Below are 22,590 nucleotides of genomic sequence, written 5' to 3'. Positions count from 1 at the left end.
TCCAACGCCGTTACGCGGCTTTCACAAAACTGTCAGCCGGCTGTAACAGCCGCTGCGCAAGACACACCGCATCGCAATCTACAGGAGATCCGCCATGCGCGTGTCATTGCTCTGCTCCGTCGCGTCCATGTTTCTGGCCGGCGCCGCCTTCGCTCAAGGTGAAGGCGAGTTTCCCGCCACGCTGAAGGCCCACGCCGTGCTGCCGGCGCAGACCTTTATCGATGCGCCCGCTGACGCGCCCGACGATCTCAAGACATCAGGCAAATACACCACCGGCCGCCGCGTCGACACTGCGGGCACCGTGATGGGCAAGTCCTACGAACGCCCGACCGGCGTTTCGCTGCCGTTCAAGGGCCAGCCGCTGCAGGGCCATTCCGGCATCAAGGTGATGCCGGACGGCTCGTTCTGGGTGCTCACCGACAACGGCATGGGCTCGCGCTACAACTCGGCCGACTCGATGCTGTATCTGAACCGGCACAAGATCGACTGGGCGAGCGGCAAGATCGAGCGGCAGGAAACCGTCTTCCTGCACGATCCCGACAAGAAGGTGCCGTTCCGCATCCTCCATGAAGACACCGCCAAGCGCTATCTCACCGGCGCCGACTTCGACACCGAAGGTTTTCAGATCATCGGCGACACTTTTTGGATCGGCGACGAGTTCGGACCCTATGTGCTGAAGGCCGACAAGACCGGCAAGGTCTTGGCGGTGTTCGAAACCACCGCCGACGGCAAGCCGGTGCGCTCGCCCGATCATTGGTCGGTGCAGTCGCCGGCTGCTCCAGGCGCGAGCTACACAACGGTCAATTTGCGCCGCTCCAAGGGCTATGAAGGTTTTGCCGGCTCGAAGGACGGCAAGTTCCTCTATGGCCTGCTCGAGGGCCCGCTGTGGGATGCCGAGAAGAAGGACGTTGAAAAGGTCGACGGCAAGGAAGCCGCGCGGATCCTCGAATTCGACGTCGCGGCGGAAAAATTCACCGGCCGCTATTGGCACTATGTGTTCGAGCAGAACGGTCACGCCATCGGTGACTTCAACATGATCGACGGATCGCAGGGTCTGATCATCGAGCGCGACAATGGCGAAGGCACCGCCGACAAGGCCTGCCCGGCCGGCCAGCGCGGCGAGAACTGTTTTGCGGATCTCGCCAAATTCAAGCGCGTCTACAAGATCGAGCTCTCCGACGCCAATGTCGGCAAGCCGGTGCGCAAGGTCGCCTATGTCGACCTGATGAAGATCAAGGATCCCGACAAGAAGGCGCGCAAGCCGCTCAACGGCGGCGTGCTGACCTTTCCGTTCTTCACCATCGAGAACGTCGATCGCGTCGACGAGACGCATATCATCGTCGGCAACGACAACAACCTGCCCTTCTCGTCGAGCCGCGATCCCAACAAGGCCGACGACAACGAGTTCGTGCTGCTGGAAGTGGGGGAGTTCTTGAAGGCGAAGTGACGCCGTAAATCTCTTTCGATCGCGCATCCGGCAGTCCCTTCCCGTCCGCCGGGAGGGATTGCTTGCTTCCCATCTGATTCCGTCTCTTTATTCCGAGGGCGACATCCCCATATCTGATGCATGCAGACATCACAGGGGACGGCGGTTTGACCGAGCAGCTCGCACTTTTTTCCCCAGGTAACCGGCTCGCTGGCGGGCCTGCAATACGTTACCGAATTCATCCCGCCCGCGCTGGAGCGCGAGCTGATTGGCCACGTCTCGGCGCTGCCGTTGCAGCCGTTCCAATTTGGCGCCTATGAAGGCAAGCGTCGGGTGGCATCGTTCGGGTTCCGATACGATTATACGCTGCGGCGGCTGCAACCGGCCGAGCCGATCCCTGACTGGCTCGGTCCGCTGATCGGGCAGGTCGAGGCCTATGGCGGACCCTCGACCAAGATCGCGCAGGTTCTCTGCACCGAATACGATACCGGCGTCGGCATTGGCTGGCACCGCGACAAGCCGCATTTCGGCAGAATCTTTGGCCTGTCGCTCGGATCGTCCTGCAAATTCCGGTTTCGCCGGGCGGTGGGCGAAAAATGGCAGCGCTACATGCTCGAGGCCGCGCCGCGCTCGCTCTATATGATGTCCGGCGAATCCCGCGAGGTCTGGGAACACAGCATTCCTCCGGTCGAGGCGAAGCGCTATTCGATCACGTTCCGCACGATGGCTGACCGAAAGACCTGACGGCTCGGCCGCAGGGTCTGATAAGCTGGCTACCGATTCAGATACCGCAGGATGCGATGGCAAGACGTACCGGCAGCGCCGACTTACCCCTGCATGGCGGGCGCGTACCCGCCTGGCTAGGGGTGCGCATGTCCTCGCTCGGCGCGATCGTCACCCAGGCGATCGTGCATCATTACGGACGTGATGAATTCTTAAGGCGGCTGTCGCATCCGTTCTGGTTTCAGTCGTTCGGCGCCGTGATGGGCATGGACTGGCATTCGTCCGGCATCACCACCAGCGTCATCGGCGCGCTGAAGCGCGGGCTCAAGCCGCTGGAGAGTGAGCTTGGGATTCATGTCTGCGGCGGCCGTGGCCAGCACTCCCGCAAGACTCCGGACGAGCTTCGCTTGCTCGGCGAACGAACCGGCTTCGACGCTCCCCAATTGGTTCGCGCTAGCCGTCTCGTTGCCAAGGTCGACAGCGCCGCGGTCCAGGACAGTTTTGACCTTTATCTTCACGGCTTTTTCGTTACCGATGACGGCAAATGGACGGTCGTGCAGCAGGGCATGAACGGCGACAAGCGGCAGGCACGGCGTTACCATTGGCATTCCGAGCAGCTCGAAAGCTTTGTCGACGAACCGCATAGCGCAATCGACGGCCCGCAGCAGGGCGAGATCGTCAACCTCACCGACCACCGTGCCGGGCGGTCGCGCGCGGCGCAGCTTGAATTGCTGAGAGAACTGGGGCCGGATGGCATCGCCTATGAACTGGCGGCTATCGAACGCAAGGAGCCGACCCAAGCCGTGCTGCCGCACCTGGTGATGCCGACGCATCACGACGTCAGGTCAAGCGATGTCTTCAGCCGGCGCCTGCACGGCACGCTTGCCGCCGCCGCCGAGCGCGGGCCGGTCGATTTTCCGGAATTGCTGCTGACGCCCGGCGTCGGCCTGCGCACGGTGCGTTCACTGGCGATGGTTGCCGAAGTCGTCCACGGCGCGCCATACCGGTTCAGCGACCCGGCACGTTTCTCGCTGGCGCATGGCGGCAAAGACCGCCATCCCTACCCCGTACCGATCAAGGTCTATGACGAGACCATCCGCGTATTGAAGTCGGCGGTGCAGAACGCAAAGCTCGGACGCGACGAGGAAATACAGGCGTTGAAGCGCCTCGACGACCAGTCGCGCCGGCTCGAACGTTTCGCGGAAGGGCCGTCGCTCGACGCATTCATTGCGGGTGAGCGCGCGGCGTCGCCGGCGCTCGACGGCCGCTCGGTATTTGGATGGGAAGCGGAGTTGAAGGCGGGCAGGAGCGGGTAGATCGGCTTCCAATTCAGGCGTCATCGCCCGCCAACGGGTCGCGAATGCCCGCCCGATGACAGGCTCCGGCGGGCGATCCAGTACGCCGCGGCGCCTATTGTGCGTACATCTGACGCCGCGGATTCTGGATGCTCCGCCTTCGCGGGGCATGACGAGAAAATGTGAGCTACCGCTAACCTACCCCGCCGGCACCATCACCACGCCCTTGTCCTTGGGCCAGCGTATCCGCCAGGCGAAGTTGATATCCCTCACCTCGCCGGGCTTGGCCTCGAACGCCCATGCCAGCACGCCGCGTCTGTCGCGGATGTTGCTCGCGGTCGGCGGCGTCGTGGACGACAGCATCTCGACCTGGATTTCCTCGTTCTCGCTGACCGGCAACTGGTCCTCGATCGCAATCCGGATCGGGAAATCATGGCCGTTGCGCACGGTGGTCTTGAACGCGCGCTCGTCGGTCTTCGACGTCACGATCAGGCCGGCCGATCCCTCGTTGCGCTTGAGAACCGCACGTTCGATCTTGATCTTGTCGTCGGCGCCGAAGCCGAGCCGCACGGTCTCGTCCTTGGCCGCGGCGGCCATCTGCCCGCGGCCGACGAAGACGCCGTCGCGATAGATCGAGACTCGGCCAGGCAATAGCGGCGCGTCCTCGTTCTGCTTGAAGCTCGCTTCGAGGAACGCGGTCGGGTCTTTCACCGGGGCAGCGCGGACCGCGAGATCGGGCGCGAGCGTTACGCTAGAGACGCGCAGGCTCTTGGCGCCTTCGCTGGCACCGAGGCTGACGCGGCCGGAAATTTTGAACACCACCTGGAAGCCGCTGACATCAGCCGTGGCCTGCTGTTCGTCGGCACGTTCGGCGAGCGATTCCGCCACCTTCGCGGCAGGCGCCGGCACCGAGCGGAACCTATTATCTATCGCACCGCTGACGGACGCCTGAGGCCGCGGCGGTTGCGGATACTGCACGATCAGCGGATTGAGTTCGGGCGCGCTGCCGCCGCGCGCCGTGCGCACGGTGGAGACACTGAGCGCGACGTTCGACCAATCCTCCCCGGTGGCCTGCGTGATTTCGGCGCGGCGCACCAGTTCGAGCGCGGGCTTGCGGTCTTTCGCGCCGGTATCGAGACGGGCATCATAGAGCGGCGTCCAGCGCGCACTGCGCACCGCATAGGTCACCCGCAGCGTCGCCTTGGTCGCGGCAGCCGCCGCGAGCTCGATCCGCACTTCCAGCTTGCTCGGCGGCTTCTGCGCCTTGTCCTGCTCGAGGCGCGCGATTTCACGGTCGAGATCGCGCTGCTTGCGCTCCACATCGCGGATCGCGACCTCAGTGCTCGCAACTTCCTCGCCGACCGCGGCAAAGGCCGCGCGCCATTCGGATATCGGCCGCGCCTCGCCCTTGTCGCCGATCCCGACCGGCGCGATATCCGCAAATCGCTCGGCGAACTTGCGCCGCGCTCTCGCCGCATCGATCGCGCCCTGCAAATTGACCCGCTCGTCCTTCAGCGCCTCGATGCGCTTGTCGAGTTCGGGCAAATTGACCGGCGGCGCCGCGCGCGGCGGTTTGGCGTCGATCGCGCCGATCGTGAGTTTTGCGGCGGCCTCGCCTTCGACCCTGAGCGAGGACGGATCCAGCGTGAGCGGAAAATCCTTGAGAACAGCGGAATTCTCGCCGGCCGGCAGATCGAGCGTGACGAGGCGCGTTACGCTGGCGCCGTCGGGATAGACGGTGACAGCATCCACCGCCGAGCTCGCGGCGATGTCGGCGGCCTGCGCCTCACCGGCAGCAAGCGCCGTCAGAACGACGAGGCTCGTCGTCAAAAAGCTGTTCGCAATCAATCGCATGGATACCCTCCTGAACCGCCCGCCGAATGGCTGCGGACAAACAACGCCCACCACTCCCGGTCATGAGACGCGGCGAGGAAGGAATCGGTTCGATCGGGGTTTCGCCGCGGCAGCACCGCGGCGAAGGACCTTCCCCGGAAGGAAGGGGATGCGCGCTTTAAAACGCCAGCGCCTTGGCCTGCTTCACCTGTGGCAGCGCCTGCACCTTGGCAAGCACGTCGGCCGGCACGGGGCCGTCGATCTCGACCAATGCGATTGCGTCGCCGCCCTGCTTGACGCGGCCGAGATGGAAGGTGGCGATGTTGATCTGGGCGTCGCCGAGCAGGCTGGCGAAGCTGCCGATGAAGCCGGGTTTGTCCTCGTTGGTGACATAGATCATCGACTTGCCGAACTCGGCATCGACCCGGATGCCCTTGATGTCGACCAGCCGCGGCTTGCCGTCGTGATAGACGGTGCCGGAGACGGAACGCTCCTGCCGTTCGGTGGTAACGGTCACCGTGATCAGGCTTTCGTAATCGCTCTGCGCCGCGCGTACGATCTCGTCGACCACCATGCCGCGCTCCTTCGCGACGACCGGCGCGGAGACCACGTTGACCTCGCCCAGCATCGGGCGCAGCAGGCCCGACAGCACCGCCGAGGTGATCGCCTTGATTTTCATCTCGGCGACGTGTCCCTCATAGGTGATCTCCGTCTTCAGGATGCCGCTCTCGGTGAGCTGTCCCGCGAACGAGCCGAGCTTTTCGGCGAGCTCGATGAACGGCTTCAGCTTCGGCGCTTCCTCCGCCGTGATCGAGGGGAAGTTCACCGCGTTCGAAATCGCGCCGGTGAGAAGATAGTCCGACATCTGCTCGGCGACCTGCAGCGCGACGTTCTCCTGCGCTTCGCTGGTGGAGGCACCGAGATGCGGCGTGCAGATCACGTTGGGATGGCCGAACAGCACGTTCTTGGTGGCGGGCTCCTCGACGAAGACGTCGAAGGCGGCGCCGGCGACATGCTTGGAATTCAGCGCATCGAGCAACGCCTGCTCGTCGACCAAACCGCCGCGGGCGCAGTTGATGATGCGCACGCCCTTCTTCATCTTGGCGAGCGCCGCCGCGTCGATGATGTTCCTGGTCTTCTCAGTCAGCGGCGTGTGCAGCGTGATGAAATCGGCGCGCTTGAACAGTTCGTCGAGTTCGACCTTCTCGACGCCGATATCCTTGGCGCGCTCCGGCGACAGGAACGGATCGAACGCAACCACCTTCATTTTCAGACCGAGCGCGCGGTCGGCAGCGATCGAGCCGATGTTGCCGCAGCCGACCACCCCTAACGTCTTGCCGGTGATCTCGACGCCCATGAAGCGGTTCTTCTCCCACTTGCCGGCCTGGGTCGAGGCGTCGGCCTGCGGAATTTCACGCGCCAGCGCCAGCATCAAGGTGATCGCGTGCTCGGCGGTCGTGATCGAATTGCCGAACGGCGTGTTCATCACGATGATGCCCCTGGCGGTCGCCGCGGGAATCTCGACGTTGTCGACGCCGATGCCGGCGCGGCCGATCACTTTCAGCTTCTTCGCCTTGTCGATGATCTTCGCGGTCGCCTTCGTCGCCGAGCGGATCGCCAGGCCATCATAATTGCCGATGATCTCGGCGAGCTTGTCCTTGTCCTTGCCGAGATTGGGCTGAAAGTCGACCTCGATACCGCGATCTTTGAAGATCTGGACGGCGGCGGGAGATAGCGCGTCGGAAATGAGAACTTTGGGTTTGGTCATCTGAATGTTTCCTTCACCCTCCCCTGGAGGGAGAGGGCCGGCGCGCAGCGCCAGGGTGCGGTGAACTGCCGGTGCGAACTCTGCGTGCGTCGGGTGCGGAGAGATCACCCCACCCCGACGCATCCTTCGGATGCGTCGACCCTCCCCCTCCAGGGGAGGGTCAAGCTTCACGCCGCCTTTGGCAGCGCGGCCTTGGTCTCGGCAAACGCCCAGTCGATCCACTGCGTCAGCAGCGCGACATCGGAGGCTTCTACCGTGGCGCCGCACCAGATCCGCAGGCCCGCGGGCGCATCGCGGTAATAGGCGAAGTCGTAACCGGCAGCTTCCTTCTCCACCAGCGCAACCAGCTTCTTGGAAAACTCGGCCTGCGCGTCGGCGGTCAGCGAGGTGATCGCGGGATCGATGAACTTCAGGCACACCGAGGTGTTGGAGCGGATCGATGCATCCTTGGCCAGGAAGTCGATCCACGGCGTTTTCGCCTTCCAGTCCGACAGCACCTTGGTGTTGGCATCGGCCCGCGCGATCAGGGCCTTGAGGCCACCGATCGATTTCGCCCAGTTCAAGGCATCGAGATAGTCCTCGACGCACAGCATCGACGGCGTGTTGATGGTCTCGCCCTCGAAGATGCCCTGGTTGAGCTTGCCGCCCTTGGTGAGGCGGAAAATCTTCGGCAGGGGCCAGGCCGGCTTGTAGGTCTCGAGCCGCTCCACCGCGCGCGGTGAGAGGATCAGCATGCCGTGCGCGGCCTCGCCGCCCAGCGCCTTCTGCCAGGAGAACGTCACCACATCGAGTTTTGCGAAATCGAGTGCTTGCGCAAACGCAGCCGACGTCGCGTCACAAATCGTGAGGCCTTGGCGGTCCGCGCTGATCCAGTCGGCGTTCGGCACGCGCACGCCTGAAGTCGTGCCGTTCCAGGTGAAGACGATGTCGGAAGCCGGATCGGCCTTGCTCAAATCGGGAAGATCGCCATAGCCGGCGTGCAGCTTGGTGACGTCCTTGAGCTTCAATTCCTTGACGATGTCGCTGACCCAGCCCTCGCCGAAGGATTCCCAGGCGATCGTGGTGACGGGGCGCGCACCAAGCAGCGACCACAACGCCATTTCGACCGCGCCGGTATCGGACGCCGGCACTATGCCGATCTTGTAGTCGGCCGGCACTTCCAGCACTTCGCGCGTCAAATCAATCGCGAGCTTGAGCCGCGCTTTACCGATCTTCGCGCGGTGCGAGCGACCGAGGGCTGCGTCCTTGAGATTTTGGGGATTCCAGCCGGGGCGCTTGGCACAGGGGCCGGAGGAAAAATGCGGCACGTTTGGCCGAGCAGCGGGCTTCGCTACGGTCATGAATCTATCCTTCCAGATAGTAAGCCTCCCGTTGGGGGGAGGTGTCCCGCCGCGGTCATTAGGGGAATCGGGCCCGATCGTCAAGAAGCTTCGGGCGCTTCACGCTCCATTGATGGCGCCTCGTCCACGCAGGGAGCCGGCTCCTGCTGCAAAAGTTCGGCGGCATCGGTGACCAGTTTGGCGGCCTCTTGCCGGCTCGAGACCTTCAAAATGCTGGTGTCCCCTGCCTGCACGACATATTCGCTTCCGATCCGGACAATCGAATATTTTTTCATTGGAAATCCCCAAGCTGCCCCACAGCCCTATGGGAGAGCCCGGCATAGCGGAGACATTCCGGTCCGTAAAATCACGGACGCATGCGTAGTTTATCGCTTGTTAACCGGATCGCACAGTGACGACTACCTCAGGCATTCGTCGCAAGCGCGCCTCAACCGCGGTTGGCTGACGTTTATTCTGACACGTTTTCTTTACGCAAACCGGATTCCACCCCCGGATCAAGTCCGAGGGCATGCTTCGCTCGAAAACGCTATGGCTGTCGCAGGGTCATGCCGACATGGCTGCGCGCAAAGCCGAGCCGCTCGTAAAACCGCTGCGCGTCGGCGCGGGTGTGATGCGTCAGCAATTCGACCAGTTTGCATTTCCTGGCGCGCGCTTCCACAACCGCCCACTGCACCATTTGCTCGCCGATGCCGCGGCTGCGGCAGTGGCTGGCGACGCGGACATCCTCGATCAGGCCACGCGACGCGCCCTGCGAGCTCAGCCCCGGCAGAATGCATAGCTGTAGGCAGCCGACCACGGCGCCCTCGCCGTCCTCGGCGACGACGAGAAAGATGTTCGGGTCGTGCTGCAGCCGTTCAAATGCCGTGAAATAGGATTGCGGCAGTGGATCTTCGATCCGCTCACGCGCACCGCCCAGCGGATCGTCCGCCAGCATGGCGATGATGGTGCCGACGTCCTCGCGGCGCGCGGGGCGGATGGTGACCCTCGCAATCTCAGTCATGATGCATTCCGGTGAAGTCAGCGCGCCGGCGCAAGGGCGAGAAATTTCTCGGTCTCGCCGATCCAGCGGCGCACCGCGGCGTAGCCGTCGAGATGGAAGCCGCCTTCGTGCGCCACACGGGTATAGGCCAGCAGCGATATGTCGGCGAGCGTGACGGCGTCGCCGACCAGGAACGGCGTCAGCGCAAGCTGGTGCTCCATCCGCGCCAGCGCCGCATAGCCGCGCTTGACCTTTTCAGGGTCGAGATCGGATGCCGGCTTCTTCAGGTAGAACATCTGGAAGCGGCAGACGGCGATGTAGGGCTCGTGACTGTATTGTTCCCAGAACAGCCACTCGTCCATCTTCGCTTCCGCGAACGCATCCTGCGGAATGAGACGAGAACCGCGGGCGAGATAGCGGATGATGGCGTTGGATTGCGCCAGCGTGCGGCCGTCGTCGAGTTCGATCGTCGGCACCTGGCCGGCGCTATTACGCTTGAGAAATTCCGCCGTCCGCGTCTCGCCCTCGAGCGTATCGACCGCCATCCAGGTGTAGGGCAGCGCGAGATGATCGCACACCCACTTCACCTTCAGGCAGTTGCCGGAATTGGTATCGCCGTAGACCTTCATGCGCCGCCCCTCGTTAGGGCGACAGTGCAACAGGCGGCGGCAATTCTGTCAACGGCGCCGGACCGGCGCCGCCGTGGCGGGATCAGAATTTGTAGCCGAGGCCGGCGCGGACCGTGTTGATGGTGGTATCGACGCTCGAAGTAAACCGGAGATACTCCCACTCGGCGCGAAGGAAAAGGCCCGCGTATAGCATCACATCGACACCGACACCGCCGGCGAAGCCGGTGATGAAATGAGAGTTGGCGTCGTCCGTCAGGCTACCACTTCCGGCGAAATCGGGACGCGGCAGAAGGGGATCACCGACATATCGATAGTAAGCGGAATAATCGGCCCTGCGGTTGATGTTCGCCTGCCCCATTGCAATGCCGGCAAATCCATAGGGCAAGAAGTTGTCGATCGCGTATCCGCCGCGCACCCGCAGCGAGCCGTATTCGGTGACCTTCATCGAGGCGCTCGAGGATACGGTAGCGGTGGACACATAGTCGGTCGGATACTGAAACGAGCGGGATTGCGAGCCGCTGTTGGCTCCAAAAAAATTGCCATGGGTATAGTTCAGTTCGATGGCGACGACGGCTTCGGTCCACTGCCAATTGTAACCGATGAATCCGCCGTAACCGCTGTTCTGCATATGGGCCTTGCCGAGCAACGGCCACCTCGAGATGTTGAACTCCGCTTCCAGGTCGAGATTGTTCAAGAGCTTGGCGAGCAAGTCCTGGCCGGAATTGGTGAAGTCCATATCCGCCGCGCCGTGAGAAGCGTGGCCACCGATATAGCCGCCGCCCCAATTGACGTTGCTTGCACTCAATCCGTCGGTGAAGCTGCCGCGGAGAAACGGCATATCAGCCGCCTGCGCACCACTTACCGCCCCACACATCACCGCAACCAATAAAAAACGACGCATCGCAACGCTCCATCGCCCCACTCTGAACTTGCGCTGATCATCGCCTGTTAACCTTAACCAATGGTTGTCGAGAACTCAGATTGGCGCAATCTTGTCGGAAAGCCGACGCATTTTTCTCATCGCGCCTCAGTCGCGCTGGCATCGCGCAAAAGCAAAACGGCGCGGGAAGAGCTCCCGCGCCGTTTGCAAACGTTAACGAAAGAAGGTCGCGATTAACCTTTGCGGATCAGCGGCGGCGGCGCGTAGACCTCCGGGCTGGTCAGATCCCAACGCACACCGAGCTTCAGGTCGTGCGAAGTGATGTTCTTGAAGGTAGTCGGGTTGTTGATGCCGTTGGTACCGTCGAAGGTTCGGAGATCGCCGGTCAGGCCATCGCCCATGTCGAGATAACGATAGGCGAGTTCGACGGTGAAGTTCGGCGTGACCTTGTAGGCGATACCGGCATGCGCGGCCCAGGCGAAATTCCACTTCGCGACATTGTCGCCGAAAGCGAGACTCGGTGATGTGACGCCGCCAATATTGGTGATGCCCTGATCGGTGAAGTTCGCGATCGAAACCCGTGCTCCGCCGACACCGGCGCCGATGAACGGGGTGACGCACCACCACGTGCCGAGATCGACGTAGGCGTTACCAAGGACCACCCATTCCGACTTGGTGGCGTGATAGGTATCGGTGCCGAAGCCGCCCGGAAAGGTGATGACGTCTTTGCCCAAGAATTGCGAATTGCCGCGATATTCACCAGTCACGTCAGCGCGGAACCAGTTATTGACCTTGTAACCGACACCGAGGCCAAAGATGCCGGCCGTGTTGAAGGTGTTCGTCTGCACCGACGAAGTAGTGGTGGCATCGAGCGCGTTGTTCAGACGATCGACGCGCTGATTGCTGAAACCGATATCGCCGCGCAGATACCAGCCGCCGAAATCCTCGACCACCGGGGCCGGAGCATAAGGAGGCGGCGCAATCGCCATGTCGGCGGCAAACGCCGCCTGGGACAACAAAGTGGCCGCACCGGCGGCAATGAAAGACTTAACGCTACGCATGGGCTCGTCCTTTTGTCCGGTGAGGCTGACTGCAAAGGGGCCCCACTTCAAAATCCACGGACGGACGATGGCATTAAATGCTTAAACGGCGCTTAACCCTAATTTTTAAGGTTGACAATCTCTGACTTTTTTCACGGCGCCGCTTACGACGCGAGTCTCGATGCATTTGCAAAACGACACATGAGGCGAAAGCGCCATATGTCCTAACGATGTATTGATGAAGGGCGAGTGGCGAATAGCGAATGGCGAGTAGAGAAGCCCTTCGTTTCCTGCGCGCTACTCGCCACTCCCTATTCGCTATTCGCCTGCCGAATCTTCGGCAAGAACACTGCAAGCAGGCCGAGCGCGGGCAGGAACGCGCAGAGGTGATAGACAAAGGCGATGCCGGTGTGGTCGGCAAGCTTGCCGAGCACCGCCGCGCCCAGTCCGCCGATGCCGAAGGCGACGCCGAAGAACACGCCGGAGATCATGCCGAAGCGATGCGGCATCAGCTCCTGCGCGAATACGATGATCGAAGACGTCGCCGAGGAAATGATCAATCCGATAAATATCGTCAGCACGGCGCTTCCGACCAGGCCGGCATAGGGCAGCGCCAGCGTGAACGGCAGCGCGCCGAGGATCGAGAACCAGATGACGTATTTGCGTCCGAAGCGATCGCCGAGCGGGCCGCCGAAGAAAGCGCCCGCCGCATTGGCGGCGAGAAAGAGGAAGAGATAGAGCTGAGCTGCCTGTGTCGACACCTGAAACTTGTCGATCAGATAGAAGATGTAATAGCTCGACAGGCTCGACACATAGAGCTGTTTTGAGAACAGCAGCGCGACCAGCACCGCGAGCGCGATTCTGACGCGCCGGAAATCCGGCAGGTCCGGATGACGTTCCACCGCCGCCGCCTTCTTCGTCGTGATCTGCGGCTTGTACCAGACGCCGATCCGCCACAGGATCACGATCGCCAGAAACGCGATCGACGAAAACCAGGCGATCGAGGGCTGGCCGAACGGCACCACGATCAGCGCCGCCAGCACCGGTCCCATCGAGGTGCCGAAACTGCCGCCGAGCTGAAACACCGATTGCGCGAAGCCGTACCGCCCGCCAGACGCAAGGCGCGCGATCCGTGCCGACTCCGGATGAAACACGGCAGAACCAAGCCCGACCAGCGCCGCTGCGATCAGGATGATCGGATAGAGATGCGCGACGCTGAGCAGCAGCAAGCCGAAAAACGTAAAGCCCATGCCGATCGCGAGCGAGAACGGCTGCGCCTTCTTGTCGGTGAAGTGCCCGACGACGGGCTGCAGCAGCGATGCGGTGAACTGGAACGCCAGCGTGATCATGCCGATCTGCGCGTAGTCGAGCGCGTAGGCGTCCTTCAGGATCGGATAGACCGACGCAATCAACGACTGCATGGTGTCGTTGAGGAAATGCGAGAAGCTGATGCCGGCGAGCACGATATAGGCCGGCCCTGCCACGGCCGCCTTCGGAGCGAGCCCCGGCGCCGCGTCCGACACGATCACCGGCGCGGTCGCGCTTTCCTCGGTTACGATGACGGGCTTGTTCAACGGCGCATTTCCGAAAGGGATTCGTGGACGCAATGCCGCGTTTTACGCCGCACGACCGGTTGCGACCAGCAGCAATAGCCGATAGCTGCGATGCGCTCATGCGCACCGCCGATCAGCAATCACGCGTCCTTTGGATAAAGCGTGCTTATGCTGCCGCAGCGTGGCCAAGCGCGTTGACGATCTGGTCGACGACTTCCTCGACCAGCACGCGGTCGTCGCCCTCGCCCATCACGCGGATCACAGGCTCGGTGCCGGACGAACGCACCAGCAGCCGGCCATGGCCGTTGAGGCGATTCTCGCCGTCCATGATCGCCGATTTCACCTCGGCGTGGTCGAGCGGTTTGCCGGAGCGATAGCGTACATTCTTCAAGATCTGCGGCAGCGGATCGAAGCGGTGGCAGACCTCCGACACCGGGCGGCGAAGCTTTTGCACCACGGCCAGCACCTGGAGCGCGGCGACGAAGCCGTCGCCTGTCGTGGCGTAGTCGGAGAGGATGATATGGCCCGAGGGCTCGCCGCCGAGATTATAGCCCTGCGACATCATCTGCTCGAGCACGTAGCGGTCGCCGACCGGCGTGCGCACCATGCCGAGGCCCTGCCCCTCGAGGAAGCGCTCGAGCCCGAGATTCGACATCACGGTAGCGACGATGCCGGGCTTGGCGAGACGGCCGTCTTCCTTCCAGCTTTGCGCGATCACCGCGAGCAACTGGTCGCCGTCGACGACGTGGCCGCGCTCGTCGACCAGGATGACGCGATCGGCGTCGCCATCGAGCGCAATGCCGATATCGGCGCGCATCTCGCGCACCTTCTTGGCGAGCGCCTCCGGAGAGGTCGAGCCGCACTCCTTGTTGATGTTGAAGCCATCGGGTTCGACGCCGATCGCGACGACGTCGGCGCCGAGCTCCCACAGCGCTTCCGGCACCACTTTGTAGGCCGCGCCGTGCGCGCAATCGATCACGACGCGCAGGCCGTCGAGCGAGAGCTCGCGCGGCAGCGTCCGCTTGGCGAATTCGATATAGCGGTCGTGGACGCCGTCGATGCGGCGGGCGCGCCCGAGGCTAGCGCTCTGCGCCAAGCGACGGTCGATCGGCTCGTCGAGCAGTTGCTCGATCTGCTTCTCGACGTCGTCGGACAGTTTGAAGCCCTGCGGACCGAACAGCTTGATGCCGTTGTCCTCGAACAGATTGTGCGACGCTGAAATCATCACGCCGAGATCGGCGCGCATCGACTTGGTCAGCATCGCGACCGCCGGCGTCGGCATCGGGCCGAGCAGCAGCACGTCCATGCCGACCGAGGTAAATCCGGCCACCATGGCATACTCGATCATGTAGCCGGAGAGCCGCGTATCCTTGCCGATGACGACGCGGTGGCGGTGATCGCCACGCTGAAACACCAGGCCGGCCGCCTGCCCCACCTTGAGCGCGAGCTCCGGCGTGATCAAACCATTGGCGCGGCCCCGAATTCCGTCGGTACCGAAATATTTGCGGCTCATGTGACCCCCAGCCATTCTGGTCTTCAGGCCATCACGGCCACGAATCCCGAACGCCTCCATCGTAGCGTGCTGGGGGTTATAATCCTTCGCCCGCTAAAATGGCTTCAAAAAATATGATGAATCATTACGGCCATTAGTGGCCAAAAGGCAATATAACTATTTGTTATATCTGGATATTCACCCCAGGCAGGCCATCCGCCTGCCGGCTCAACCGCGCCGCTTGACGTGCTGGTCGCCTTTCGAAGGCGGCGGCTGGATGACATTGACCGGGTCGGATGCCGGAAAGGTCTCTTCCAGGCCCTCCTCCAAAGCGTCGTCGAGCCGGCGTTTTTCCTCGCGATCGGCCGTGCCGGTCTCGACGGGGACGGCTTTGCGCGGTCCGGTCATGGGATGTCCTCCCGGGAATGGCGCCGCGAGATGCGATTTGGCTGGCCATCCAACCATGCTAGATGACGACGCAGCGAAGAAGTTTCAAGAAGGGCCGGGAGTCCATGAAGCATATCACCTGCATTGAGGATCTGCGCCAGTTGCACAAGCGCAGGGTTCCCAAGGCGTTTTTCGACTACGCCGACCGCGGCTCCTACACCGAGGACACGCTGCGGGCCAATTCCGAGGATCTTCAGCAGATCAAGTTCCGCCAGCGTATCCTGGTCGATGTCTCCAAGCGCGATCTCTCCACGACGATCCTCGGCGAGCCGGCCGCGATGCCCTTGATTCTTGCCCCGGTCGGCCTGCTCGGCATGCAGCATGGCGACGGCGAGATTCATGCCTGCCGCGCCGCGCAGGCCGCCGGCATTCCCTTCACCCAGAGCACGATGTCGATCTGCTCGATCGAGGATATCGCAGCCAGCGTCGACAAGCCGTTCTGGTTCCAGCTCTACGTGATGAAGGACCGCGGCTTCATCAAATCGCTGATCGAGCGCGCCATTGCGGCGAAATGCTCGGCGCTGGTGCTGACCGTCGATTTGCAGGTGATCGGCCAGCGCCATCAGGACATCAAGAACGGCATGACGGTGCCGCCGGAATGGTCGCTGTCGAAGCTGATCGATTTCGCCAGCAAGCCGTCATGGGTCGCGGGCGTGCTGCGCGGCAAGCGCCGCACCTTCGGCAACATTGTTGGCCACGTCAAAGGCACCGAGGACCTCACCAAGCTCTCGGAGTGGACCGCGTCGCAATTCGATACCTCGCTGAACTGGAAGGACCTCGACTGGATCCGCTCGATCTGGCCGGGCAAGCTGATCCTCAAAGGCATTCTCGACGTCGAGGACGCCGAGGAAGCCGCCAAGACCGGCGCGCAGGCGATCGTGGTTTCCAACCATGGCGGCCGCCAACTCGACGGCGCGCCGTCCTCGATCGAGGTGCTGCCCGAAATCGTCGATACCGTCGGCTCGAAGATGGAGATCATGTTCGACGGCGGCATCCGCTCCGGCCAGGACGTGGTGCGTGCGCTCGCGCTCGGCGCCAAATCCTGCATGATCGGCCGCGCCTATGCCTACGGCCTAGGGGCCGCTGGCCAGGCCGGCGTCGCCAAGGCGCTCGACATCCTGGCCAAGGAAATGCTCACCACGATGGGGCTGTGCGGCGTCAACACGATTGCCGAGATCGACGATCGCGTGCTGGCGGTTTGAGGGCGACCGTTTCACGCCGTCATTCCGGGATGGTCCGAAGGACCAGACCCGGAATCTCGAGATTCCGGGTTCGATGCTGCGCATCGCCCCGGAATGACGCTTCGCGTCACATCGGCGGCGTGATGCCGTCGCGGCCGACATTGACGCGGTTGGCTTCGAGTGTGCCGTCGTCCTTCTTCACCGCGCCGAAGATGATGATCTTCGCGCCCGGCTTCAGCTCGGACTTGTCGCCGGCGACGAAGGTGACAACAGGCGTATCCGGCGGCACCACGACTTTCTTTTCGCCGTCCTTGTATTTGACCAAAATATTCTGGCCATCGGTGCCCTTCACCGTCTGGGCGACGGTGGCGTTGGTCATGGTCGAGTTCGGGCGCTGATCCCAAGGCCGAAAGCCTTCGGCCGCGCCGCGCTGGTTCTCCGGGAAGATATGCACCGCGACCGCCTTTTGGGTGCCGTCCGGCTCCGGCATGCCGGTGACGCCGATATAGGAGCCTTCCTTGATCTCCGACAGCGCGGTCTTGGCCACGCCGAACACGGCGACATTGTCGGTGAGACGCACCTTCATGTCGGCGCCCTCGCGCGACTTGATCGACAGCATGGACCCGTCGACTGCCTCGATCGTGCCACGAATGCGCACCGTCGGTGGTTGCTGTGCCCAGGCCTCCGTTGCTAACAGCGCGACAAGGCCCAGCGAGGCCGCAAACCCACGCGGCCATGAAGAACATTTCAGCATGGTATTCCTCCCGAGATGTATTGGCGCCCAACTCAACGCAAACACCGCACGGAGGTAGCTATTCCAGCAGGCGGCGTCACATCGGCGGGGTCAGCCCATCGCGGCCAACGCTGACGCGGCTGGTTTCGAGCGAGCCGTCCGGCAGCTTCTTCATGAAGGCGATCACCTTGGCGCCAGGCTTGAGGTCGGACTTGCCGGCGGGAACATAGGTCACCACCGGCGTCTCCGGAGAGACCACCACTTTCTTCTCGCCGCCCCGGTATTTGATCGTCAGGGTATGGCCGTCATTGCCGACCACGGAATCCGCGACCGTCGCGTTGGTCATGGTGGAGTTCGGACGCAGATCATAGGGCCGCGAGCCCTCGCCGGTGCCGCGCATCGCTTCCGGAAACACATGCACTTCCACCGCGTTCTGGCTGCCGTCAGGTCCCGGCACTGTGGTGGTGCCGATGAACGATCCCACCTTGACGTCGGACAGCGAGATCTTGCTGATCCCGACGACGTTGACGTCGCCGGTCATATGCAGCTTGACGTCCTCGCCGCCACGCGACTTCACGGCGAGCACGTCGCCATCGACGGCCTCGATGGTGCCGCGAACGCGCGTCGACGTTGGCGGCTGCTGCGCGATCGCGTAAAGCGTGGAGCCCGCGACCATCGCGACGGCGACAAGCGGGCGAACGAGCTGAAAATGACGGACGGGCATGCTAGGGTCTCCGATAGTGGCACTGACGTAGCCATTGACCCCGGCCTTTCAAAAAAATTCCGGCTCAAGATTCCGCGATCAGCCGATCATGTATTCGTGAGATCGGCTTCGACGAGCGCACGAAGCTCCGGCGTCACCTCGGGGCGCCGCCCGAACCACAATTCGAATCCCCGCACCGCCTGATGCAACAGCATGCCGAGCCCATCGGCGGTCTTCAGCCCGCGGGCGCGTGCAGCCGTCAGCAGCGGCGTGTCGAGCGGCACATAAACGAGATCGGCGACGACGGCGCGTGACGGCAGCCGGCCGACATCGAGTTCGAGCGGCGGCTGGCCCTTCATGCCGAGCGAGGTGGTATTCACCAGAAGTCCGGCGCGCGGCAGGAGATCGCCCAGCGCATCCCACGCCACGGGCAACACGCTCGCGCCGAACTGATCCGCCAACGCGCTCGCGCGCGCCATGGTGCGATTGACGAGATGAATGCGCTTGATGCCGCGTTCGCGCAGTCCAAACACGACGGCGCGTGACGAACCGCCGGCGCCCAGCACCAGTGCATCCTCTGCCTGGTCCCAGCCGCTGGCGCAGGCGTCGAGATTGTTGATAAAGCCTTCGACGTCGGTATTGGTCGAGCACAATTCGCCGTCTGCAAACCACAGCGTGTTGGCGGCGCCGACCGCGCGGGCGCGCTCGTCCGGCTTCGACAGCGCAAGTGCGCGCTCCTTGTGCGGAATGGTGACGTTGGCGCCGACAAAGCCGCGCAGCGACAGGCGGAAGACGAAATCCTGAAATTCGTCGGGCGGCACCGCCTCGATGACGTAACCGCCCTCGATGCCCAGCGTCCGCAGCCAGTAATGATGGATCAACGGCGAGCGCGAATGCGCGGCCGGCCATCCGATCAGGCACGCGGCGGGGGGTTTAGGCACGGCAATAGCCTCCTCCAAAGACGTCGATGGCCGGGATAAACCCGGCCACCATTATCAATTTATCTTCCGCTGAAATGAGTCAAGCCACGCACCCGCCGCCGCAGACGGAGCTGCGGCGGCCAGGCCGGCCAACTACGCCGCGACGCGATGCGCGGCGATGATCTGGTCGGCGGCGCGGCCGGTGACCTCGGCCATGCGGTCGAACTGGCGGGTGAACCCGCCGGCGCCGGCGGTGGCCGAGCGCAACTCCACGATCAGATCGCCGATCTCGGCCTCCGGCATGGTGGCGCGGACGCAGTCCCATCCCGGCCAGCCCTCGCGGGTGTCGAAGCCGAGAATCTGGCCGCGTCGCGCCGACAGGATGGCGTTGATCTTCGCCGTCGCTTCCGTCGGGCAGACGATCTCCACCATGTGGATCGGCTCCAGCAGCACCGGCTGGCACTGCGGCAGCGCCTCGGTCATGCCGATTCGCGCCGCGGTGCGGAACGCGAGATCGGACGAATCGACGCTGTGATAGGAGCCGTCGATAAGCGTGACCTCAACGTCGATGACGGGAAAACCGAGCGGACCCTTGGCGAGGCCGTCGACCACACCCTCTTCCACCGCGCCGATATAATTTTTCGGCACTGCGCCGCCGACCACTTTTTCGTGGAACTCGAAGCCCGAGCCGCGTGGCATCGGTTTGATTTCCAGCACCACGTCGCCGAACTGGCCATGGCCGCCGGATTGCTTCTTGTGGCGGCCGCGCTGGGTGATCGGTTTGCGGATGGTCTCCTGATAGCCGATCGCCGGCGGCTGCGATTTGACGTTGACGCCGAAGCGGTCGCGCAGCCGCTCGAGCGCGACGCGTAAGTGCATCTCGCCCTGTCCCCATAGCACGATATCGTGGGTGCGCTGGTTCTGGATCATCGTCAGCGACGGATCCTCCTCGTTCAGCCGCAGCAGCGCCTGGCCCAGCTTGACGTCGTCCTTGCGATCGGCCGCCGACAGCGACATGGCGAGCACCGGCGGTGCCGGCGCGATCTGCACCAGTGCCGCGGGCGCGACCTTGCCGCTCGACAGCGTGTCGCCGGTCTTGATCGCGTCGAGCTTGCCGAGCGCGATCGTCTCGCCAGCTTCCGCCGCGGAGCGCTTGGTATCGTGCGCGCCGTTGACCGCGAGAATGCCGGACACCCGTCCGGCTTCGCCGGAGGAGGATTGCAGCGTCGCGCCGTCATCGAGGTGGCCTGCGAGCAGCCGCGTCAGCGACAGCTTGCCGCCGTGCTGCAGATGCAGCGTCTTGAACACATAGGCCAGCGCCTCCTTTTGCGACGATGCGCCGAGGCGTTTCGCCGTTTCAACAACGCCGGGCGATTCATGCCGCAGCGCCTTCATCAGCCGCAGCACGCCGTTTTCGCGGCTCGCGGCGCCCAGCAGAACCGGGCAGATCAGCCCTTCGCGCAATTCGCGAGCGAGATCGTCGAACACCGCGTCGCGCGGCGGCTGGATGTCCTCCAGCAACTGCTCCATCAACGCGTCGTCATGATCGGCGAGCTTTTCAAGCATCGAGAAGCGCGCTTCCTTCTCGCGGTCGAGATCGCCGCCTTGCAGCGCGATCACTTCCGAAGGCTTGTGCTCGCGGTAGACGAAGGCGCGCTCGAGTGCGAGGTCGACAAAGCCTTCGATCAAGTCGCCGTTCCAGATCGGAATCTGCCGCAACACCAGCGGCACGCGCGAGGCCGGCTGCAGGGTTGCCAGCGTTTCGCGGATGCGCTTGTTGGCGCGGTCGATCTTGTTCAAAAACAGAAAACGCGGAATGCCGAGATCTTCCAGCTCGCGCAGGATGATCTGCAGTTGCGGCAGCTTCTTCTCGTCCGCCTCGCAGACCACGACCGCGGCATCGACCGCGGGCAACGCGGCGCGCATGTCATGCGCGAACTCGACCGAGCCGGGACAATCGATAAAGGTGTAACTGTCGCCCATGAAGGTGGTGGTGGCGGCGCTCAAGGCCACGCCCATTTTGTGATTGCGCGCCTCGGGGCTGGCATCGCCGACGGAAGTTCCGGCATCGACGCTGCCGGCACTTTTAATGGCGCCCGTTCGCGCCAGTATGGCTTCTAGAAGTGTGGTTTTACCGCTCTGGAAAGGGCCCACCAGCGCAATGCACCGTGGACCTTGGGGACTTCTGACGTCTTGTCCCATTGCCGCCTCCCTGTTTGGAGCTCGGCCCGTGATTGGGTCGGCAACCTCTGATGCTCCGCCTGTCGCAACGATTTGGCAAGCGGGAAAACGTCGCTGCGGTGCGAGGTGAGACCGAAAAGGCCAGACGCCGTCATTGCGAGGAGCGAAAGCGACGAAGCAATCCATTTGTCCCGTGCGGAGAAATGGATTGCTTTGCTTCGCTCGCAATGACGGCGGAGGACCGACGAAAGTTACCGTCCTGCCTGAGTTCCAGGCTCTCCAATCCGGCAGCGATGCTGACCCCAACCTGACCCTGGACGCTCAATGGTTACGCCGGCTTATGCCCGACGGTCGGAACAACGCTCGATGAACTCCGCAACGAGGCCCGTGATTTCAGTTGGCCGCTCCAGGCTCGGTAGATGGGCAGTGCCGGTCAACATATGGCCCGCCGCCTTCAACAGCGCCGTTGCAATTTGGCGGCTTCGTTCCTGAATGTGCGGAAAATCGAGGTCACCCCAGATCACAAGCGATGGTGCTGATATCGCGCGCAAACGATGGAAGGTGGGCACGACATCGAGGTTCGACCCGGCCGGCGCCGACCGTAGCGCAATGGCGTTCATGTCGAGGAACAGCCGGCGCGCCTCACCTGTGACACGCTCCTCGGGCTGCAGCGGACCGTCCAGCCAAAGATGAGCCTTGATTGCGTTCACGCGATCCAAATCGCGGGCTTGTTCGGCGTCCTTGAGCTTCGCCATCAGGCCCTCGATCTCAGGCGGATAAATCGGCTCAGGCGCGCCGCTCACGGCGGGCGCAATGAGAACGAGCGCACGGACATAGGATGGATGCAGAAGAGCAGTGTCGAGCGCGATCCGTCGACCCTGAGAGCATCCAACAAGGATCGTCGGCGCGCCGTTCCCGACGGCGTCAATCACCGCCAGCAAATCCGCGACTGCTGAAAAGTCCTCCTTTTCCGCGCGAGTCTCGCCAAAGCCCCGCCGATCGTACGCGATCGCCTTGTTGCTTGCGCCGAGTGCATCCAGTTGCGCGAGCCACATTCGACTATCGCAGACCGCGGCATGCAGAAAGACGATAGGGGCGCCGTGGCCGACGACTGTCGCGGCCAACTTGGCCTGGCCGGACGTAATCTGATGATTCGAAATCATGATTGATGCTAGCCCAGTTGGCTCGCAATTGTCGATGTTCACTAATTCGCTGATTGGATCGCGGTGGTCTTGGTGGCTGCAAAGGCCTTCGGGGTGAGCCCTGCAAGGGCCTGATGAGGCCTGTGGTTATTGTAGTAGATCAGGTACTCGAACAGCTCTTTGGCGAAATGGTCGAGATTGTCGAAGGTTGCGCCCTCGATGACGTCCTCTTCGAGGGTTCGCCAGAAGCGCTCGACCTTGCCATTGGTTTGCGGCCGGTAGGGTCTGGTGTAGCGATGCTTGATGCCGAGTTCGAGCAGCATGG

At 63.0% G+C, this 22,590-nt stretch carries 20 protein-coding genes and 2 pseudogenes; 4 read left to right on the top strand and 18 right to left on the bottom strand.

Annotated features, from left to right (window positions below):
* Positions 1 to 94: 94 nt before the first annotated feature.
* The 3 genes from YUO_RS0123045 (at position 95) to YUO_RS0123035 (ending at position 3,465) form a co-directional block, all read left to right on the top strand.
* Positions 95 to 1,447 (top strand): esterase-like activity of phytase family protein, encoded by a 1,353-nt coding sequence (locus YUO_RS0123045; RefSeq protein ID WP_028349401.1) that lies wholly within the window; start codon positions 95 to 97, stop codon positions 1,445 to 1,447.
* Positions 1,448 to 1,717: 270 nt separating this feature from the next.
* A complete protein-coding gene (locus YUO_RS0123040) occupies positions 1,718 to 2,170 on the top strand; it encodes an alpha-ketoglutarate-dependent dioxygenase AlkB (protein ID WP_235782796.1) in 453 nt (150 codons plus the stop codon).
* Positions 2,171 to 2,226: 56 nt separating this feature from the next.
* On the top strand, positions 2,227 to 3,465 hold the full coding sequence (locus YUO_RS0123035) for a DUF763 domain-containing protein (protein WP_028349399.1): 1,239 nt from the start codon (positions 2,227 to 2,229) through the stop codon (positions 3,463 to 3,465).
* Positions 3,466 to 3,642: 177 nt separating this feature from the next.
* Here the strand turns inward: YUO_RS0123035 and YUO_RS0123030 are convergent, their stop codons facing one another.
* The 11 genes from YUO_RS0123030 to YUO_RS0122975 form a co-directional block, all read right to left on the bottom strand.
* A complete protein-coding gene (locus tag YUO_RS0123030) occupies positions 3,643 to 5,298 on the bottom strand; it encodes a mucoidy inhibitor MuiA family protein (RefSeq protein ID WP_028349398.1) in 1,656 nt (551 codons plus the stop codon).
* Positions 5,299 to 5,455: 157 nt separating this feature from the next.
* Positions 5,456 to 7,045 carry a phosphoglycerate dehydrogenase gene (gene serA / locus YUO_RS0123025; protein ID WP_028349397.1) on the bottom strand — a complete coding sequence of 530 codons (1,590 nt, stop codon included), beginning with the start codon at positions 7,043 to 7,045 and terminating at the stop codon, positions 5,456 to 5,458.
* Between the two features lie 167 nt (positions 7,046 to 7,212).
* Positions 7,213 to 8,385, bottom strand: coding sequence for a phosphoserine transaminase (locus YUO_RS0123020; protein ID WP_028349396.1), 1,173 nt, complete (start codon positions 8,383 to 8,385; stop codon positions 7,213 to 7,215).
* An 80-nt stretch (positions 8,386 to 8,465) separates the two neighbouring features.
* Entirely contained in the window at positions 8,466 to 8,660 is a 195-nt protein-coding gene (locus tag YUO_RS0123015) for a hypothetical protein (protein WP_028349395.1), read from the bottom strand.
* Positions 8,661 to 8,911: 251 nt separating this feature from the next.
* Positions 8,912 to 9,385 (bottom strand): GNAT family N-acetyltransferase, encoded by a 474-nt coding sequence (locus YUO_RS0123010; RefSeq protein WP_028349394.1) that lies wholly within the window; start codon positions 9,383 to 9,385, stop codon positions 8,912 to 8,914.
* 17 nt (positions 9,386 to 9,402) lie between these two features.
* Positions 9,403 to 9,993 carry a glutathione S-transferase family protein gene (locus tag YUO_RS0123005; RefSeq protein ID WP_028349393.1) on the bottom strand — a complete coding sequence of 197 codons (591 nt, stop codon included), beginning with the start codon at positions 9,991 to 9,993 and terminating at the stop codon, positions 9,403 to 9,405.
* An 82-nt stretch (positions 9,994 to 10,075) separates the two neighbouring features.
* Positions 10,076 to 10,831, bottom strand: coding sequence for an outer membrane protein (locus tag YUO_RS0123000; protein WP_235782795.1), 756 nt, complete (start codon positions 10,829 to 10,831; stop codon positions 10,076 to 10,078).
* A 275-nt stretch (positions 10,832 to 11,106) separates the two neighbouring features.
* Positions 11,107 to 11,934: an outer membrane protein gene (locus YUO_RS0122990; RefSeq protein ID WP_028349391.1), complete on the bottom strand. Its 828-nt coding sequence runs from the start codon at positions 11,932 to 11,934 to the stop codon at positions 11,107 to 11,109.
* Between the two features lie 290 nt (positions 11,935 to 12,224).
* The gene (locus YUO_RS0122985; RefSeq protein WP_035727388.1) at positions 12,225 to 13,487 is read right to left on the bottom strand and encodes an MFS transporter; all 1,263 of its coding nucleotides are present in this window, start codon (positions 13,485 to 13,487) and stop codon (positions 12,225 to 12,227) included.
* A gap of 145 nt (positions 13,488 to 13,632) precedes the next feature.
* Complete coding sequence (gene glmM, locus YUO_RS0122980; protein WP_028349389.1) at positions 13,633 to 14,979, bottom strand: phosphoglucosamine mutase; 1,347 nt, start codon at positions 14,977 to 14,979, stop codon at positions 13,633 to 13,635.
* Positions 14,980 to 15,186: 207 nt separating this feature from the next.
* Positions 15,187 to 15,366 carry a hypothetical protein gene (locus YUO_RS0122975; protein ID WP_028349388.1) on the bottom strand — a complete coding sequence of 60 codons (180 nt, stop codon included), beginning with the start codon at positions 15,364 to 15,366 and terminating at the stop codon, positions 15,187 to 15,189.
* A gap of 104 nt (positions 15,367 to 15,470) precedes the next feature.
* On the opposite strand from YUO_RS0122975, the gene YUO_RS0122970 reads away from it, so the two are divergent.
* Positions 15,471 to 16,607 (top strand): alpha-hydroxy acid oxidase, encoded by a 1,137-nt coding sequence (locus YUO_RS0122970; protein ID WP_028349387.1) that lies wholly within the window; start codon positions 15,471 to 15,473, stop codon positions 16,605 to 16,607.
* A gap of 106 nt (positions 16,608 to 16,713) precedes the next feature.
* On the opposite strand, the gene YUO_RS0122965 is transcribed toward YUO_RS0122970, so the two are convergent.
* The 7 genes and pseudogenes from YUO_RS0122965 to YUO_RS48965 all read right to left on the bottom strand — a co-directional run.
* Complete coding sequence (locus YUO_RS0122965; RefSeq protein WP_028349386.1) at positions 16,714 to 17,340, bottom strand: single stranded DNA-binding domain-containing protein; 627 nt, start codon at positions 17,338 to 17,340, stop codon at positions 16,714 to 16,716.
* A gap of 76 nt (positions 17,341 to 17,416) precedes the next feature.
* On the bottom strand, positions 17,417 to 17,995 hold the full coding sequence (locus YUO_RS0122960) for a hypothetical protein (protein WP_198028076.1): 579 nt from the start codon (positions 17,993 to 17,995) through the stop codon (positions 17,417 to 17,419).
* Positions 17,996 to 18,129: 134 nt separating this feature from the next.
* Positions 18,130 to 18,969 (bottom strand): shikimate dehydrogenase, encoded by an 840-nt coding sequence (locus tag YUO_RS0122955; protein WP_156908737.1) that lies wholly within the window; start codon positions 18,967 to 18,969, stop codon positions 18,130 to 18,132.
* Between the two features lie 126 nt (positions 18,970 to 19,095).
* Positions 19,096 to 21,144, bottom strand: coding sequence for an elongation factor G (locus YUO_RS0122950; protein WP_028349383.1), 2,049 nt, complete (start codon positions 21,142 to 21,144; stop codon positions 19,096 to 19,098).
* A gap of 317 nt (positions 21,145 to 21,461) precedes the next feature.
* A complete protein-coding gene (locus YUO_RS0122945) occupies positions 21,462 to 22,286 on the bottom strand; it encodes an alpha/beta fold hydrolase (protein ID WP_035727385.1) in 825 nt (274 codons plus the stop codon).
* 41 nt (positions 22,287 to 22,327) lie between these two features.
* A pseudogene (locus YUO_RS41425) lies at positions 22,328 to 22,513 on the bottom strand (IS3 family transposase); the annotation flags it as partial.
* Positions 22,495 to 22,590 (bottom strand): annotated as a pseudogene (locus tag YUO_RS48965) (integrase core domain-containing protein); the annotation flags it as partial. The pseudogenes YUO_RS48965 and YUO_RS41425, both read right to left, overlap by 19 nt.

It is taken from the genome of Bradyrhizobium murdochi, assembly GCF_000472965.1.
GTDB classification, from domain to species: Bacteria; Pseudomonadota; Alphaproteobacteria; order Rhizobiales; family Xanthobacteraceae; genus Bradyrhizobium; species Bradyrhizobium murdochi.
Note: the sequence above shows the minus strand (reverse complement) of the source record. Positions and strands in the feature narration are given on the sequence as shown.

Bases quoted from the DNA above. Each gene is read 5' to 3' on its own strand.
- YUO_RS0123045 (WP_028349401.1), top strand. From the start codon at position 95: ATGCGCGTGTCATTGCTCTGCTCCGTCGCGTCCATGTTTCTGGCCGGC.
- YUO_RS0123035 (WP_028349399.1), top strand. From the start codon at position 2,227: ATGGCAAGACGTACCGGCAGCGCCGACTTACCCCTGCATGGCGGGCGC.
- YUO_RS0123030 (WP_028349398.1), bottom strand. From the start codon at position 5,298: ATGCGATTGATTGCGAACAGCTTTTTGACGACGAGCCTCGTCGTTCTG.
- serA (WP_028349397.1), bottom strand. From the start codon at position 7,045: ATGACCAAACCCAAAGTTCTCATTTCCGACGCGCTATCTCCCGCCGCC.
- YUO_RS0123020 (WP_028349396.1), bottom strand. From the start codon at position 8,385: ATGACCGTAGCGAAGCCCGCTGCTCGGCCAAACGTGCCGCATTTTTCC.
- YUO_RS0123015 (WP_028349395.1), bottom strand. From the start codon at position 8,660: ATGAAAAAATATTCGATTGTCCGGATCGGAAGCGAATATGTCGTGCAG.
- YUO_RS0123010 (WP_028349394.1), bottom strand. From the start codon at position 9,385: ATGACTGAGATTGCGAGGGTCACCATCCGCCCCGCGCGCCGCGAGGAC.
- YUO_RS0123005 (WP_028349393.1), bottom strand. From the start codon at position 9,993: ATGAAGGTCTACGGCGATACCAATTCCGGCAACTGCCTGAAGGTGAAG.
- YUO_RS0123000 (WP_235782795.1), bottom strand. From the start codon at position 10,831: ATGCCGTTTCTCCGCGGCAGCTTCACCGACGGATTGAGTGCAAGCAAC.
- YUO_RS0122990 (WP_028349391.1), bottom strand. From the start codon at position 11,934: ATGCGTAGCGTTAAGTCTTTCATTGCCGCCGGTGCGGCCACTTTGTTG.
- glmM (WP_028349389.1), bottom strand. From the start codon at position 14,979: ATGAGCCGCAAATATTTCGGTACCGACGGAATTCGGGGCCGCGCCAAT.
- YUO_RS0122975 (WP_028349388.1), bottom strand. From the start codon at position 15,366: ATGACCGGACCGCGCAAAGCCGTCCCCGTCGAGACCGGCACGGCCGAT.
- YUO_RS0122970 (WP_028349387.1), top strand. From the start codon at position 15,471: ATGAAGCATATCACCTGCATTGAGGATCTGCGCCAGTTGCACAAGCGC.
- YUO_RS0122965 (WP_028349386.1), bottom strand. From the start codon at position 17,340: ATGCTGAAATGTTCTTCATGGCCGCGTGGGTTTGCGGCCTCGCTGGGC.
- YUO_RS0122960 (WP_198028076.1), bottom strand. From the start codon at position 17,995: ATGGTCGCGGGCTCCACGCTTTACGCGATCGCGCAGCAGCCGCCAACG.
- YUO_RS0122950 (WP_028349383.1), bottom strand. From the start codon at position 21,144: ATGGGACAAGACGTCAGAAGTCCCCAAGGTCCACGGTGCATTGCGCTG.
- YUO_RS0122945 (WP_035727385.1), bottom strand. From the start codon at position 22,286: ATGATTTCGAATCATCAGATTACGTCCGGCCAGGCCAAGTTGGCCGCG.